This is a genomic window from Kitasatospora sp. NPDC005856 (genome assembly GCF_040629945.1).
Lineage (GTDB): Bacteria > Actinomycetota > Actinomycetes > Streptomycetales > Streptomycetaceae > Kitasatospora.
The window spans coordinates 146,575-161,218 of the sequence record NZ_JBEXWT010000006.1 but is presented as its reverse complement, the minus strand read 5'-3'; the positions used below and the strand labels follow the sequence as shown (position 1 = coordinate 161,218).

At 74.5% G+C, this 14,644-nt stretch carries 10 protein-coding genes; 6 read left to right on the top strand and 4 right to left on the bottom strand.

Translation table 11 applies throughout. From position 1 onward, the window contains the following. Positions 1 to 118 precede the first annotated feature (118 nt). Positions 119 to 3,835 (bottom strand): hypothetical protein, encoded by a 3,717-nt coding sequence (locus ABZ449_RS06520; protein WP_360341136.1) that lies wholly within the window; start codon positions 3,833 to 3,835, stop codon positions 119 to 121. A 141-nt stretch (positions 3,836 to 3,976) separates the two neighbouring features. Continuing rightward, the gene (locus ABZ449_RS06515; RefSeq protein ID WP_360341133.1) at positions 3,977 to 4,438 is read right to left on the bottom strand and encodes a peptidase inhibitor family I36 protein; all 462 of its coding nucleotides are present in this window, start codon (positions 4,436 to 4,438) and stop codon (positions 3,977 to 3,979) included. Positions 4,439 to 4,806: 368 nt separating this feature from the next. On the opposite strand from ABZ449_RS06515, the gene ABZ449_RS06510 reads away from it, so the two are divergent. Further along, complete coding sequence (locus tag ABZ449_RS06510; protein WP_360341130.1) at positions 4,807 to 7,677, top strand: AAA family ATPase; 2,871 nt, start codon at positions 4,807 to 4,809, stop codon at positions 7,675 to 7,677. A 162-nt stretch (positions 7,678 to 7,839) separates the two neighbouring features. Here ABZ449_RS06510 and ABZ449_RS06505 read toward each other — a convergent pair whose 3' ends face one another. After that, entirely contained in the window at positions 7,840 to 8,079 is a 240-nt protein-coding gene (locus ABZ449_RS06505) for a hypothetical protein (RefSeq protein ID WP_360341127.1), read from the bottom strand. A 174-nt stretch (positions 8,080 to 8,253) separates the two neighbouring features. Between ABZ449_RS06505 and ABZ449_RS06500 the strand changes: the two genes are divergently transcribed. Both ABZ449_RS06500 and ABZ449_RS06495 read left to right on the top strand, forming a co-directional pair. Then, a complete protein-coding gene (locus ABZ449_RS06500; RefSeq protein ID WP_360341124.1) occupies positions 8,254 to 9,489 on the top strand; it encodes a histidine kinase in 1,236 nt (411 codons plus the stop codon). Continuing rightward, positions 9,486 to 10,190 (top strand): response regulator transcription factor, encoded by a 705-nt coding sequence (locus tag ABZ449_RS06495; RefSeq protein WP_360341121.1) that lies wholly within the window; start codon positions 9,486 to 9,488, stop codon positions 10,188 to 10,190. Before ABZ449_RS06500 ends, ABZ449_RS06495 begins: the two co-directional genes overlap by 4 nt. 153 nt (positions 10,191 to 10,343) lie before the next feature. Here ABZ449_RS06495 and ABZ449_RS06490 read toward each other — a convergent pair whose 3' ends face one another. Next, positions 10,344 to 11,774 (bottom strand): amidase, encoded by a 1,431-nt coding sequence (locus tag ABZ449_RS06490; RefSeq protein ID WP_360341118.1) that lies wholly within the window; start codon positions 11,772 to 11,774, stop codon positions 10,344 to 10,346. 138 nt (positions 11,775 to 11,912) lie between these two features. Between ABZ449_RS06490 and ABZ449_RS06485 the strand changes: the two genes are divergently transcribed. The 3 genes from ABZ449_RS06485 (at position 11,913) to aroA (ending at position 14,535) form a co-directional block, all read left to right on the top strand. Next, positions 11,913 to 12,542 carry a TetR family transcriptional regulator C-terminal domain-containing protein gene (locus ABZ449_RS06485; protein WP_360341115.1) on the top strand — a complete coding sequence of 210 codons (630 nt, stop codon included), beginning with the start codon at positions 11,913 to 11,915 and terminating at the stop codon, positions 12,540 to 12,542. Between the two features lie 74 nt (positions 12,543 to 12,616). After that, a complete protein-coding gene (locus ABZ449_RS06480) occupies positions 12,617 to 13,132 on the top strand; it encodes a hypothetical protein (protein WP_360341112.1) in 516 nt (171 codons plus the stop codon). Between the two features lie 155 nt (positions 13,133 to 13,287). Next, complete coding sequence (gene aroA / locus ABZ449_RS06475) at positions 13,288 to 14,535, top strand: 3-phosphoshikimate 1-carboxyvinyltransferase (protein ID WP_360341109.1); 1,248 nt, start codon at positions 13,288 to 13,290, stop codon at positions 14,533 to 14,535. Positions 14,536 to 14,644 lie beyond the last annotated feature (109 nt).

Below are 14,644 nucleotides of genomic sequence, written 5' to 3'. Positions count from 1 at the left end.
TTGGGTTTCATCTAGGCGTGGTGGGGGGGGGGTCCCCCGGGGCCGCGCTTCACCTCCGGGGGGGCCGCCGGTCGATCCTCGGATCGACCGGCCGCCGGGGCTCACCGGAGGGGGCGGGTCACTGGGTCGCCGTCCGGAAGAGCCAGTGGAGCCAGGCGGCACCCGAGGTGGGGACGGTGACCGTCGTCGTGTGGTTGAACACGCCGTCGCCGAGGTTCAGGTGCTCCTCGGGCGTCGTGTGGTTGGTCAGGAGCGTGCCGTTCGCGCCGTCGGGTGTGGCGCACCACAGGTAGCCGTCGTCGTTGGGACGGAATCCGCCCATGGTGACGGCGCCGCCGTTCGACGGGTTCCCCGGGCTGGTCGCCGTCGAGTTCACGTACTGCCCCTGGTTGATCAGGTAGAAGCAGTTGTCCGAGCCGCTCCGCCCCGCGGAGACGATGCCGAACTGCTGGGTGCCCAGGTGCGCGTTCGGGGACAGGACCACCGGGCGGGGCGCCGGCGCGTGGTCGTCGACCGAGAGCGCGGAGGCCCCGGTCCCGCTCTCCCGCGAGACGATCTCGTTGACGTCCGCGGCCTCCCGCGGGTCCTGGAGGAACCAGCGCTGGTCGGGCGAGCCGTTGTAGTCGCGGCCCGCCAGCGCCTGCCCCTGAGTCATCGCGGTGAGGAACTGCCGGGTGACGTAGTTCTGCAGGGTCCAGGTGCCGTCGCCCTGATCGACCGGCGCCCAGAGCTGGTCCAGGGCCGCGTTCGGCCACACCACCGTCCGGGCGTCGCGGGCGCCGCCCTCCTGGCCGAGGTAGTGGCCGAAGTAGGGCGCGCTGTTGTTGACCAGGCGGTAGTAGCCGGTGTACTCCGGGTCGGGCTCGACCGTGTACACCTGCGTCGCGATGTTGGCCCGGTTCACCGGCTGGTCGCTGACCACATGGCTGGTGCGGGTCGGGGAGGCCACGTTGGTACTGGTGGCGCTGCGCAGCACGACGTGCCTCGACAGGCTCGGCGTCGCCGACGGGGTGACCGACGGCCGGGCCGGCAGGTTGTCGAGGGTGTACACGACGGGGTAGTGGTCCGACGTGTTGATGTTGGCCCGCTCGATGTCGACGACGCGGGGCTGCTGGGGGCTGTTGTTGGGCGCGACGGCGTAGTCCAGGACCCGCGGAGTGCCGCTGCCGATCCGGTCCGTCGGGTGCGTGGGCCGGTCCTGGGCGTGGACGGAGAGATCGGCGCCGATCGCCGCGCGCAGGCTGTCCGGGGCGCGGTTGTAGTCGCCCAGGGCGATCCAGGGCAGGTGCGCCTGGGACATCTGGTCCTGGATGTTGCGCAGCAGCATCGGGTCGTCGTTGCCGCTGCCCGACCAGCCGTGCACCGTGAAGTACACGACGCCGTCGACGTTGATGCCGAGCGCGGGCCGGGAGTCGTTGCCGTCGGTGATGATGCCTTCCCGGGCGACGTACACGTTGTTCCGGTCGACCCGGGTGCGGCTGAAGACGGCCAGGTTGACCCGGCCGTACTCCCCGTTGCCGGTGTCCGTGCGCAGCCAGTACAGCCAGCCCGTCGGGCGGCTCGCGGTTCCCATCCGGTACTCCTGGACCGGGATGGTGTGGAGGCCGTCGTTCGTCCAGTAGTGGATGTTGGGGGTGTCGATGTTCTGCTGGAAGGTGGCACCGCCGGGCGGGGCGCCGGCCTCCTGCAGCGAGATGATGTCGGCACCGCCCTGCCGGCTGCCGCGCCCGAACAGCTGGGGCAGGTCGTTGGCGTACTTGTTGCCGTTCGCGTCGGCGGTGTTCGCGCCCTGCATGTTCCAGGTGGCGACCTTGCGCTCGTTGGCGCTGCGCGGCTCCAGACCGCCGGTGTCGGCGAGGAAGAGCGAGGGGCGCTTGCCCAGGTCGACCGGCACCACGCCCTGGCCGGTGTAGTCGAAGGTCTCCCGGCCGGTCCAGTCGGGGATGTTCTGGCCGCCCTGGGTCAGCGGCTGGAACCGGCCGGGGGCGCCGTCGGCGGAGCCGAACTGGTAGGCGGTGCCGGTCTGGCTGCCGTACGGCGCGTACGGCTCGAACGGGCCGCCCGGTGTCGCCTGCTTGACCATCGTGTTGTTGTAGAAGACGTTCTGCGGGCCCGAGGAACCGGACCACTTGACCGCCTTGGGGCCGGCCGCCCACCAGACCGGGTACCAGGTTCCCTCGTCGACCTCGCCGCCCTCGCCGCCGCAGTTGGTCTTGCAGTTGCCGGAGCGGTGCTCGTACGGGACCCGCAGGGTGTTCTGCTCGAAGAGGTTGTCGTGCTCCCAACCGCCGTGCAGGTTCAGGTCCGAGTCGAGGTCGTTGCGGAAGGCGACGTTGCCGCTGGCCGACCACTGGAAGGTGAAGTGGCGCAGGTTGCGGCTGAGGTTGTAGGCGTACAGCGAGTCCCAGACGCGGCTGCCGCGCAGGTAGCCGTTGCCGCCCTTGCCCTTGTTCCAGGCGCCGTCGAAGCTGTTGCGCTCGATCTGCAGGTTGCGGGCGTCCTCGGTGACGATCGGGTGCGAGCCGGTCATCTCGGCCTTCAGCCCGCGCGCCCAGTCGTTGGCGGCCCACTTGAAGACGATGCCGTGCATCGCGTACTCGGGCGCCATGTTGCCGTAGTTGTGCACGGCCTGGGCGGGGGTCAGGTCGTACGTGCCGCCGCCCAGCTTGGGCAGGCCGCTCATGTCCTGGGTGAAGGCGAAGTCCTCGAAGCCGACGCCCTCGACCACCTTCAGCGGGGTGACCTTGCTGGCGTACGGCTTGTCGCCCAGCGCGGGGGAGCCGTCCGAGGTGGAGTCCACCGGCACGTCCCACTCCACCGGGCGGTCCAGGGTGACGGTCTTCGCGGTGCCGTCGAAGCCGGTGACCCGGAACATCTGCTGGCGCATGTGCAGGTTGTCCATCTGACCGCGGTCGGAGACGCCCTGCTGCTCGTAGAACTTGACGCTGTTGGCCGCGCCCACCCAGACGTAGCCGCCCAGGGAGAACTTCTTCATGTCGGCCTTGGGGTCCAGTTGGACGGTGTCCTGGCCCTGGCGGGCCGCGTAGCCGGGGTCGTCGGCCCGGGCGGCCACCTTGATGCCGGAGGCCCAGTGCTGGTTGACGCTGCCCTCGAAGATGTCCTTGCGGTTGGCCGCGGCCGCCGCCCAGTCGTCCCGGTAGCGGTCCGCGATGTCCCGGGTCTGCACCCGGAACATGCCGCGGCCCGGCCAGATCCAGCCGCCGGTGCCGATGTCGCTGCCGCTGCCGGCCTTCATGCCGTCCTGGTCCCAGCGGCCGTTGACCAGGGTGTCGTAGCGGGTGTCGACGTCCGGCCGGAACACCAGCCGGGTGCCGCCGTCGCCGGAGCCCTGGCCGCGCAGGACCAGGTAGTCGGCGTCGACGTAGATCTGCCGGGAGACGTCGATCCGGCCGGCCGGCAGGGAGATCAGCGAGAGCCGGTTGAAGTTGGCGTTCGGCGAGCAGTTGGCCTTGACGTCGTCGACGGCCCTCTGCAGCCCGGTGGTGTCGTCGGCCCCGTCGTTCGCCTTCACGCCGTACCTGGCGGCGAGCACGTCCGGGGTGATGCGGCAGCCGGCGTCGTCGGTCAGGTCGTTGTCGTCGGGCAGCTCCTGGCCGCCCCGGAAGCCGACGCGGGACCAGTCCGGCATGCCGGCGGCCGGGGCGGTGCGGTTGGCGTAGGTCAGGTCGGGGCCGTCGGCGCCGGGGCCGGCCGTCACCGCGGTGACGGCCGCCGGGGCCGCTTCGACGGCGGGCACGGCCTCGGCGAGGGTGGGCAGGGAGACGGAGAGCAGCAGGCCGGACAGTAGGACGGACGCTGGTCGCAGGCGTTTCACGGGACTTCCTTCCGTGTCGTCGGACGGATCTGGTGGCGGACCGGGGAATCGGGAGGGCGCACGGCGGCGCCCCCGGCTCCTCGCGGGTGCCGGGGGCGGTGGGGTGGATCGCAGGCCGCACCCTCGAACCGGAGCCGGCCGTTACGGGCACCAGAACTGGAGCGAGGAGATCCGGTCGTTGACGTAGGACATCGAGGAGCCGTTCCCGTAGTCGCGGGTCGCGCCCCAGTGCCACGTCTCCGTGTAGTCCAGGTCGGACGGGTGGAGCTCGCCGTACGGGTCGTCCATGAACTTGACCGAGCACTGCGAGTTGTTGATCCAGGACGAGACCTGGTTGTCGGCGATCTCCCCGTTCAGGAAGTGGACCGAGTGGAGCCGCACGATGGCCGCGTTGCCGCCGGCCGGGGGCGGCGTGACGATCGCCTTCGAGCCCGTTCCGCCCTCGTGCTGGTAGAGGCAGACCGCCCACGCCGGGCAGCCGTCGTAGGGCGCGTTCGCGGCGGAGGCCGGGGACGCCACGGAGAGCAGCGCCGCGCCGGCGAGCGCGGTCGCCACGGCGGCGGTCTTCAGCCGGAGGGCGGTTCGGAGGGGTGTGAGGGCCACGGGGGAACTCGCTTTCGGGGTCGGCCGGTAGCGCCGATGGGGACGGGGAACCTGTGGTGCAACTGTGTTCGATCGTGCGGCGTCGGCGCATCGGTCATTCGACTGCACGGAACGGACGGCCTTTCGCATCCGCGCAGGTCGAGGCGTACGTCATGCGACGCGGCGGGCGGCCGGAAATGGACTGAAAGGTCTGGAAAATGACTGACTGTTTACCGTCATAATGGGTTCGGCCAGGTCTGTTCACGGCCGTGCCGAAGGGATTTTCCGCCGAGGGAAATCCGGCTTCGGTACGCGCGTGACGGTGGCCGGAATTGTTCGGGAGGGGATTCGGGAGGGGAACGGTAGTGATGGGCGGTGGTGGGCCCGTTGTGCCCGGAATCCGGGGCGGGGCGCTGGTCGGCCGGGACGACGACCTGAGGCTGGTCCGGGAACGGCTGGGCGTCGGGGCCGGTGGCGGGGCGCTGCTGCTGGCCGGCCAGGCCGGCATCGGCAAGAGCGCCGTCCTGGACGCGGTCGCCGCGGCCGCGCTCGCGGACGGCGCCCGGGTGCTCCGGGCCTCGGGCGTGGAGTTCGAGGCCGACTGCGGCTACTCGGGCCTCAACCAGATCCTCTTCCCGCACCTGGGCGCCCTGGAGCACCTCGACGTCGGGCTGGGCGACGCCCTGCGGGTGGTGCTCGGCTTCGACAGCGGCCCGCCGCCCGAGCAGCTCCTCGTCTCCAACGCCGCACTGCGGCTGCTCCAGACCGTCGCCGACGGGCAGCCGCTGCTGCTCGTCGTCGACGACCTGCACTGGGTCGACCCGGCCAGCACGGCGGTGCTCGGCTTCGTCGCCCGGCGGGTGGCCGGCCTGGGCGTCGGCTTCGTGGCGGCGGCGCGCTCCGGCGAGCTGGGCCCGCGGGAGGCCGGGATCTTCCCGACGTACGAACTCCCGCCCCTGGACGACGAGTCGGCGGCCCGGCTGCTCGCCGACCGGTTCCCCGGCCTCGGGCGCGGCGTGCGCCGACGGCTGCTCGCCGAGGCGGGCGGCAACCCGCTGGCGCTGCTGGAACTGCCGACCGTCGTGCCGCCGGCCGCCTCCGCCGACTGCCCGGCCGTGCCGCCGCTCAGCAGCCGGCTGGAGACGCTGTTCGGGGCCCGGATCGCCCGGCTGCCCGCCGGCTCCCGGCAACTGCTGCTGCTCGCGGCCCTGGAGGGCAGCGGAGACCTCGGCGTGCTGCAGGCGGCCGCCCGCCGGGCCGGGGACGGGTACGGCCTGGACGACCTCGGCCCGGTCGAGCGGGACCGGCTGGTGGACATCGAGGAGGGCGAGCAGCGGCTGAGGTTCCGTCACCCGCTGATCCGCTCGGCCATGGTGCTGCACGCCCTCAGCGGCGAACGGCGCGCGGCGCACGCGGCGATCGCGCAGGCCCTCGCCGACCAGCCCGAACGCCGCGCCTGGCACCTGGGCGAGGCCACCCTGGAACCCGACGAGGAGGTCGCCGCGCTGCTGGAGCACGCGGCCGGCCTCACCCTGCGGCGCGGCGACGCCGCCGGGGCCATGCGGACCCTGATCCGGGCGGCCGCCCTCTCCCCGGAAGGGCCGGACCGCGGCCGCCGGCTCGCCGAGGCGGCCTACCTGGGGGCCGAGTCCACCGGGGCGCTGTCCAGCGCCCGAAAGCTCCTCGACGACGCCCGCCAGGCCGCCCCGGAGGGGGAGGACTCGCTGCACTCGGCGACGGCTTCGGCGCTGCTCGTGCTCAACGGGGACAGCGGCGACGACCCGGGCGCCGGGGGTGCCGCCGGGGGCGCCGGTGGTACCGGGGAGGGCGCCGACGGGGGCGTCGAGGGCGACGCCGTGGGCACCGCCCACCGGCTGCTGACCGCCGCCATCGAGTCCACCGCCGGTGCCCACGGCTACCGGGCCGACGACAAGGCGCTCGTCGACGCGCTGCACGTCCTCTCGGTGGTCTGCTTCTTCGGGGCCAGGCCCGAGCTGTGGCACTCCTACCACCGGGCCCTGGAACGCCTCACCCCCGAGCCGCCGGCCATCCTGACCGTCCTGGGCCGCACCTTCTCCGACCCGGCCCGGACCGGGGTGGCCGCGCACGGCCGACTCGACGTCCTGACGGACTCGTTGGTCCTGTCGGCGGAGGAGGCCGACCCGGTGCTGGTCACCCGGGTCGGCACCGGGGCCCTCTACCTCGACCGGCTCGGCGAGGTCCGCGACGCGGCCTGGCAGGTGGTGCGCTCCGGCCGCGAGGGCGGCCCGGCCCGGCGCTACCTCTCCTCGCTCATCCACCTGTGCCTGGACGACTACCTCACCGGACGGTGGGACGAGGCGCTCGACCTCGCCGGAGAGGGGCTGCGGGCCTGCGAGGACCACGGGTACCGCGCCTTCGCCTGGTACTTCCTGTTCATCAGGTCCATCGTCCTCGGTGCCCGCGGGCAGACCGACGAGAGCCTCGCGACGGCCGGGCACGTCATCGACTGGGCCGCGCGCAACGGCGCCGCCTGCGCCGCCCACTACGCCCACCACGCCGCGGCCGTGGCGGCCCTGGGCGGCGGGGACTACGCGCTCGCCTACCGGCACGCCGAGGCCGTCAGCCCGGCCGGCACCCTGGCCTCCCACGTCCCCCACGCGCTGTGGGTGGCCGCCCACCTGGTGGAGGCCGCCGTCCGCTGCGACCGGCGCGAGGAGGCCGCCGCGCACGTCCGGGCGATGCGCGAGGCCGGCCTCGGCGCCGTCTCCTCCCGGCACGCCATGCTGCTGGAGGCGTCCGCCGCGCTGTGCGCCGACGACGACCGGGAGGCGCTGCGCCGCTTCGCCGTCGCGCTGGACACCCGCGGCGCCGAGCGGTGGCGCTTCGACCACGCCCGGGTCCGGCTCGCCCACGGCGAACGGCTGCGCAGGGCCCGGGCGGTGGCCGAGGCCAAGGTCCAACTCGGCGCCGCCCTGGCCGTCTTCGAGGAACTGGGCGCCGATCCGTGGGCCGAGCGGGTGCGGAGCGAGCTGCGGGCGACGGGCTGGAGCCGGCCGCGGCCCGACGCCTCGAACACCCACGGCCTGAGCGCCCAGAAGCTGGAGATCGCCCGGCTCGCCGCCACCGGGCTCACCAACAAGCAGATCGCCGAACGGCTGTTCCTCTCGCACCGGACGGTCGGCGCGCACCTGTACCAGATCTACGAGAAGCTCGGCATCACCTCCCGCACCATGCTGCGCGACGCCCTCGGGGAGGCGGCGGGGCCGGGGCGGAGCTGAGGACGGCCGGTCGGGCCTCCGGAGCAGGGCCGTGGTCCGGTTCCGGTCCGGGCCCTGCGCGTCGCCGACGGCGGCACCCGCGCTGTCGACGGCCGTCGCCATGGAACGGCCTGGTCCCGTCGGCTCGTTCGCATGCCGGCCGGCGGCCGGTCCGGGCCCCCGCTACCGGGTCGCGTCCCCCGGGCCGCCTTCGCCGCCGGTGCCTCCGATGTGCACGGTGAAGGAGGCCAGGCCGGGGGGTGGCACCCAGGCCCCGGCGGCCCGGACGGACACCCGGTAGCGGAGCGGTCCGTCGTCCCGCTGGGCGGGTGCGGCCTGGGCGGCCGCCGCGGCCAGTGCGGTGAGGGTGGAGGCCGCTGTCGCCAACAGGCCTTGTCGGAAGAGCTTTTGATTGATCGTCATTCATGCGATGGTCTGGAACTCCGGAGAGACGGAGGCGGCTTCGGGTCGGATTCATGCGAACGAGTGGTCGCGTTCCGGTCGAATCCGGGGTGGCTGGGACGGGTGCGAGGCGGTCGGAGATCCTCCCTCGATCGGGGGAGGGCCGGGGCGGGGCGGCCGGTGATACTGGCGAGCATGATCAAGGGAATGCGGTTGCTGCTGCGCAGGTCGACGTACACGGGAGTGCTGTTCGCGGTGCTCGGGGCGCTGGCCGGGCTGCCGGTGGCGATGCTGGCGCTCGCGCTGACGCTGGGCGTGGACGGCCGGCCGGAAGCCGCCTGGGCGGGGCTGCCGGTGTGGGCGGTGCTGCTCGCAGTGGCCGGGCTGCCCCGGGTGGTGCGCCGGGTGCTGGCGGCGGGGGCGCGGCGGCTGCTGGGTGTCGCGGTGCCCGCCCCGGTGAAGGGCGCCGCGCGAGGGGACCGGTGGCGGACGCCGGCGTTCCTGGTCGTGCACGTGGCGCTGGGGTGGACGGTGCTGATCGTCGGCGGCACGCTGCTCGTGATGGGGATGGCACTGCCGGGGCGGTGGGCGTCGGGCGAGGCGCGGGTGAGCCTCCTCGGGTGGTCCACCGAGGTGACGGGCGTCTGGGCCTGGGTGGTCGCGGCGCTCAGCCTGCTCCTCGCGGCGGCCCTGTTCGCCGGGGTGTCGGGTGCGCTGCGGTCGCTGGCGCCCCGGTTGCTCGGGCCCTCGCCGGCCGAGCGGCTCGCGATGGCCGCCGAGCGGGAGCGACTGCTGGCCGAACGCAACCGGCTGGCCCACGAGCTGCACGACTCGATCGGGCACACCCTGACCGCCGCCACCATCCAGGCGGCCGTCGCGGGCGAGGTGCTCGCCGCCGACCCGGTGGCGGCGCGGGCCGCCATGCGCAGCATCGAGGAGTCCACCCGGGCCGCGCTGGAGGACCTCGACTACGTCCTGGGCGTGCTGCGCGAGGAGGATTCCGGCACCGCCCCGACCCGCACCCTCACCGACCTGCCCGAACTGGTCGACCGGCTGCGGCACGCGGGCGCGGTCGTGGAGCCGCAGACCACGGGGGACCTGGCGCTCGTCCAGGGCACGCTCTCCCGGGCCGCGTACCGGATCGTCCAGGAGGGGCTGACCAACGCGCTGCGGCACGGGGCCGGCGGGCCGATCGAGCTGCGGGTGGCGGCGGGGCCGGAGGCGCTGGAGCTGAGCGTGGTCAACGGGGTGGCCGGCGGGGCGGACGGCGGCGGGGCCGGGCCGGGTTCGCGCGGTTTCCCGACCTCCGGCCACGGGCTGCCCGGCCTCGCCGAGCGGGTGCGGCTGCTGCACGGCGAGTTCGAGGCGGGCCCGTACGGCGAGCGGCAGTGGCGGCTGGCGGTCCGGCTGCCGATCCGGCGGTCGGCGTGAGCGGCCCCGGGGCGGACGCGTCCTCGGACGTCACCGTGCTGATCGCCGACGACGACCCCGTCACCCGCAGCGGGCTGGGCACCCTGTTGGGCGCCCAGCCGGGCATCACGGTGGTCGGGCAGGCCGCCGACGGCGTCGAGGTGGTCGAGCAGGTCCGGCGGCTGCGGCCGGACGTGGTGCTGATGGACGTGCGGATGCCCCGCCGCAACGGGATCGACGCGACCCGCGAACTGCTGCGGGAGGACGGCCCGCCGGGGGAGCGCGCCGACCCGCCCAAGGTCGTGGTGATCACCACCTTCGAGAACGACGGCTACGTCACCGCCGCGCTCAGCGCCGGTGCCAGCGGCTTCGTGCTCAAGCGGCGGCCCGTCCCGCAGATCGCCGAGGCCGTGCGGGTGGTGGCGGCCGGGGAGGCCGTGCTGTTCCCCGCCGCGCTGCGCCGGATGGTCGCGGCCCGGCCGCTGGACTCGGCCGAGGCGCTGCCCCGGGCGGCGCTGACCGGGCGGGAGGAGGGGGTGCTGCGGCTGATGGCGACCGGGCTGTCCAACCCGGAGATCGCGCAGACGCTCGCGGTCAGCCAGGAGACGGTCAAGACGCACGTGGGGAACGTGCTGAGCAAGCTCGGCGCGCAGAACCGGACGCATGCGGTGGTGATCGCGTACGAGAGCGGGCTGGTGGTGCCGGGGCTGCCGGGGGCGTAGGCGAGCCGCCGGCCGGGAGTGAGCCGCGGGCGTCGGGGGCGTCCGCGCCGGCGCGGGTGGCCCTTGCCGGCGGGTGTGGTTCCTGTCCGGCGGTTCTCGTCCGGCGGTTCCCGTCCGGCCGCTGCGACCGGGTGGTCCCCGCCGGACGGGCCGTTACGGCCGGGGGTCGATCGGGGTGAGGGTGCCGAGACGGTCCTCGACGGCCTGGGCGGCGGCCAGGCACAGGTCCTCCCGGAACGCGCGGCCGATGAGCTGGACGCCGGTCGGCAGGCCGTCCGCGGCGAGGCCGGTGGGGACGGCGACGGCCGGGACGCCGACGAAGCTGGTCACCGAGCAGAGCCGCATGGCCGAGGCGACGCGGTCGCGGCCCGCCTGGTCGCGGGACTCCAGCCCGGGTTCGACCGGCGGCTCGGTGAACACCGGCCCCAGCACCAGCGGGTACTCGTGCAGGAACTCCGTCCAGGAACGGCGGATGCCCGTCCAGGTGCTCATCAGCCGGATCAGGCCGGCGGCGTCCGCGGGCGGCGCGCTGCGCATCGTCAGGTCGATGTAGCGCTCGCCGCCCTCGCCGAGCAGCTGCCGGACGACGGGCCAGCTCGGCGCGAACTCGGTGACGGCGAGGCGGTGGTAGGTGTCGAGCGCCTCCTCCATCCGCGGGACGTCGGGGACCTCCCGGACGTCGTACCCGGCGTCGCGCAGCGCCTCGGCGGCGGTCTCGACGGCGCGGCGGACGGTGGGGTGGACGCCCTGGCCGCCGTGACCGGCGTGGCCGCCCGGGTCGGCGACGACGGCGACCTTGACCGGGGCGTCGAGCGGCTCCCCGTACAGCGGGACGGGCACGGCGCGCGGGTCGCGCGGGTCGGTGCCCGCCAGGGTCTCGTAGGCGAGCCGCAGGTCGGCGACCGTGCGGGCCAACGGGCCGTCGGTGACCAGGACCTGGGAGGCCGGGCCGGGGTCGTCCGGGCCGATCAGGCGCTGGTCGGCGGGGAACCGGCCGGTGGTCGGCTTCAGGGCGGCGACCCCGCAGAAGGAGGCGGGGACGCGGACCGAGCCGCCGGAGTCGTTGCCGAGCCCGAGCGGGGCCATGCCGGCGGCGACGGCCACGCCGTCCCCGCCGCTGCTGCCGCCGGGGGTGCGGCGCGCGTCCCAGGGGTTGCGGGTGTCGCCGTACAGCTCGCTGCGGGTGTGCATCCCGGCGAGGATCAGGGTCGGCAGGTTGCTGTGGCCGATCGGGATCGCCCCGGCCGCACGCAGCCGGGCCACCGGGACGGCGTCGGCGTCGGCGACGTGGTCGAGGAAGCGCGGGGTGCCGAAGGTGTTGGGCACGCCGGCGATCGGGGTGCTCTCCTTCACGGTGAACGGCACGCCCGCGAGCGGGCCGAGCTCCTCGCCCGCGGCCCGGCGGCGGTCGGTGTCCCGGGCGGCCGCGCGGGCGCGGTCGGCGAGGAGCCGGGTGACGGCGTTCAGGTGCGGGTTGACCTCGGCGATCCTGGCCAGGTGGCTGTCCACCACGTCCAGGGCCGACACCTCGCCCGTGCGCACGGCGGCGGCGAGTTCGGTGGCGGGTTTGCTCCACAGGGGCATGACGGTCTCCTCGGCTCTCCTCGACTGGTTCCGATGCGGTCGCATCGGAACGAGGTCACCCTAGCCCGGGAACCGATACGCTTGCATCGAATAAAAAGTGGACCGAAGGAACCGAAGGAAGCGCGGAGGGAGACCGGGATGCCGAAGCAGGTGGACCACGAGGGCCGGCGCCGGCGGATCGCCGAGGCCGTCTGTCTGCTGGTGGACGAGCACGGGCTGGAGGGCGTCACCCTGCGGGACGTCGCCACCCGGGCGGAGGTCTCGATGGGAGCCGTCCAGCGCTGCTTCCGCACCAAGGAGGAGATGCTCCTGTTCGCCCTCGCGGACGTCGGCGAGCGGGTCGCCGAGCGGGTGCGGAGCCGGCTCGTGGCCGGCCCGGCGCAGTCGGCGGCCGTCGAACTCGGCCTGGTGGCGGGCGAGGTGGCGCTGCTGCGCGAGGAGCACCGGGCCGAGGCCCGGATCTGGCTCGCCTTCGTCGCCGGAGCCGCCGTCAACCCGGCGCTGGCGGCCACCCTGCGGAGCAGCTACGCGGCGCTGGAGGAGCTGATGGTGCGGCTGGTCGCGGAGGCCGCGGGCGGGGAGGTCGTCGGCGGATCGGTGATCGGCGGGGAGACCGCCGGCGGTGCCGTGGTGGCGCGCACCGAGGCCCGTACGCTGCTCGCCCTCGCCGACGGGCTCACCACGCACGTCCTGGTCGGGCACCGGACGGTGGCGGAGGCCGAGGAGGTCCTGCACACGCACCTGGCCGGCCTCTGGGCGCGCTGCTGACCCGGCCGCGGGTCCGCGCACCCGCCCCGATGGGATGATCAACGAGCAGGGCGGCGGGCAGTGCGGAGGCGGGCATGGCGGGTGGCACGGAGGCGGGGGCGGTGGAGCGCCGTTTCACCGACCCCGGGACCAGGCTCCACGAGTTCGCCGACGAGGTGCTCGTCCGCTGCCCGAAGTGCGGGGGCTGCGCCGTCGTCCTCGCGCGGCTGGGCGGCACCTGCGAGCACCGGCGGATCGGCGACCGGGAGCACACCCGCCGGCTGCTGCGGTGCGGCTGCGGGCACGCCGTGGACGCCTTCCCGGCCTGCCGGACCTTCGGCGGGCCCGTCGACCCGTACTTCCGACTGCCGCTCTGGCTGGACGCCGACGTCCGCGGCCGGCGGCTGTGGGCGTACAACCCCGCCCACCTCGACCTGCTGGAGTCCTACGTCGGGGCCGGCCTGCGCGAACGCACCTCGGTGCCCGGCTCGCTGAGCCTGGTCGCCCGGCTGCCCGCCTGGGTGAAGTCGGCCAAGAACCGGGACGAGGTCCTGCGGACGATCCGCAGGCTGCGCGCCGGCCTCCCGCCGTCCCACCGGGCCGACCGCTGATCCTTCGCCCGCTGTTGTCGCCCGCGTCACCGTCCGGTCCGTTCCGTCACCGTCCGGTCCGTGGATGGTCGGCGAAGGCGGCGGCCGGGTGAGGCAGGATCGGGCCCGACGTCACCGGAGACACCTGTCGGACACTCGTGTTGGGAGAGCCTGCCGTGACTGCTGTGGAGATCCCGGGTTCCAAGTCCATCACCGCCCGGGCCCTGTTCCTGGCCGCCGCCGCCGAGGGCGTGACCACCCTGCGCCGCCCGTTGTCCTCGGACGACACCGAAGGCTTCGCGCAGGGGCTGGAGACCCTCGGGTACCGGATCGGGCGGGCCGCGCAGGCGTGGCAGGTGGAGGGCCGCCCGTCCGGGCCCGCCGTGCCGGAGGCCGAGGTGTACTGCCGGGACGGTGCCACCACCGCGCGCTTCCTGCCCACCCTCGTCGCCGCCGGCCACGGCACCTACCGCTTCGACGCCTCCGCCCAGATGCGCCGCCGTCCGCTCGCCCCGCTCACCCGGGCGCTGCGCGAGCTGGGCGTGGACCTGCGGCACGAGGAGGCCGAGGGGCACCACCCGCTGACGGTCGTCGCCGACGGCGTCCGCGGCGGTGAACTCACCCTGGACGCCGGACAGTCCTCGCAGTACCTGACCGCGCTGCTGCTGCTCGGCCCGCTCACCCGGGACGGCCTGCGGATCACCGTCACCCGGCTGGTCTCCGCCCCGTACATCGGCATCACCCTGGCGATGATGCGCGCCTTCGGGGTCGAGGTGAAGCGGGAGCGGACCCCGGCGGGCGAGGTGTTCGAGGTGCCCGCCGGCGGCTACCGGGCCGCCGACCACCCGATCGAGCCGGACGCCTCCACGGCCAGCTACTTCTTCGCCGCGGCCGCGCTGGCCGGCCGCGCGGTCACCGTCCCCGGCCTCGGCCGGGACGCGCTCCAGGGCGACCTGCGGTTCGTGGACGTGCTGCGGCGGATGGGCGCCCGGGTGGACATCGGCGACGACCTCACCACCGTGACCGGCGACGGCCCGCTCGGCGGGATCACCGTCAACATGCGGGACATCTCCGACACCATGCCCACGCTCGCGGCCATCGCCCCGTTCGCCACCGGCCCGGTGCGGATCGAGGACGTCCACAACACCCGGGTCAAGGAGTGCGACCGGCTCCAGGCCTGCGCCGACAACCTGCGCGCGATGGGCATCACCGTGGCCACCGGGGACGACTGGATCGAGATCCGGCCCGGCACCCCGCGCCCGGCCCGGATCACCACCCACTCCGACCACCGGATCGTGATGTCCTTCGCCGTCACCTCGCTGCGCACGCCCGGCATCACCTTCGACGACCCGGGCTGCGTGCGGAAGACCTTCCCGGGGTTCCACGAGGCCTTCGCGCGGCTGCGGGCGGGCTGGGGGCTCTGACCGTCCCCGTCCCCGTCGACTCCGCCCCCGTTCTTCGTCCGTCCCGTTCTTCGTCCGTCCCCGCCGGTCGCCCGCCCCCGGAATCCCTGTTGCCAGGCGGCGGGCCCGG

What these genes read in the sequence shown, in the direction of transcription:
- ABZ449_RS06490 (WP_360341118.1), bottom strand. Translation starts at nt 11,774, where the DNA reads ATGCCCCTGTGGAGCAAACCCGCCACCGAACTCGCCGCCGCCGTGCGC.
- ABZ449_RS06480 (WP_360341112.1), top strand. Translation starts at nt 12,617, where the DNA reads ATGGCGGGTGGCACGGAGGCGGGGGCGGTGGAGCGCCGTTTCACCGAC.
- ABZ449_RS06505 (WP_360341127.1), bottom strand. Translation starts at nt 8,079, where the DNA reads ATGACGATCAATCAAAAGCTCTTCCGACAAGGCCTGTTGGCGACAGCG.
- ABZ449_RS06500 (WP_360341124.1), top strand. Translation starts at nt 8,254, where the DNA reads ATGATCAAGGGAATGCGGTTGCTGCTGCGCAGGTCGACGTACACGGGA.
- ABZ449_RS06485 (WP_360341115.1), top strand. Translation starts at nt 11,913, where the DNA reads ATGCCGAAGCAGGTGGACCACGAGGGCCGGCGCCGGCGGATCGCCGAG.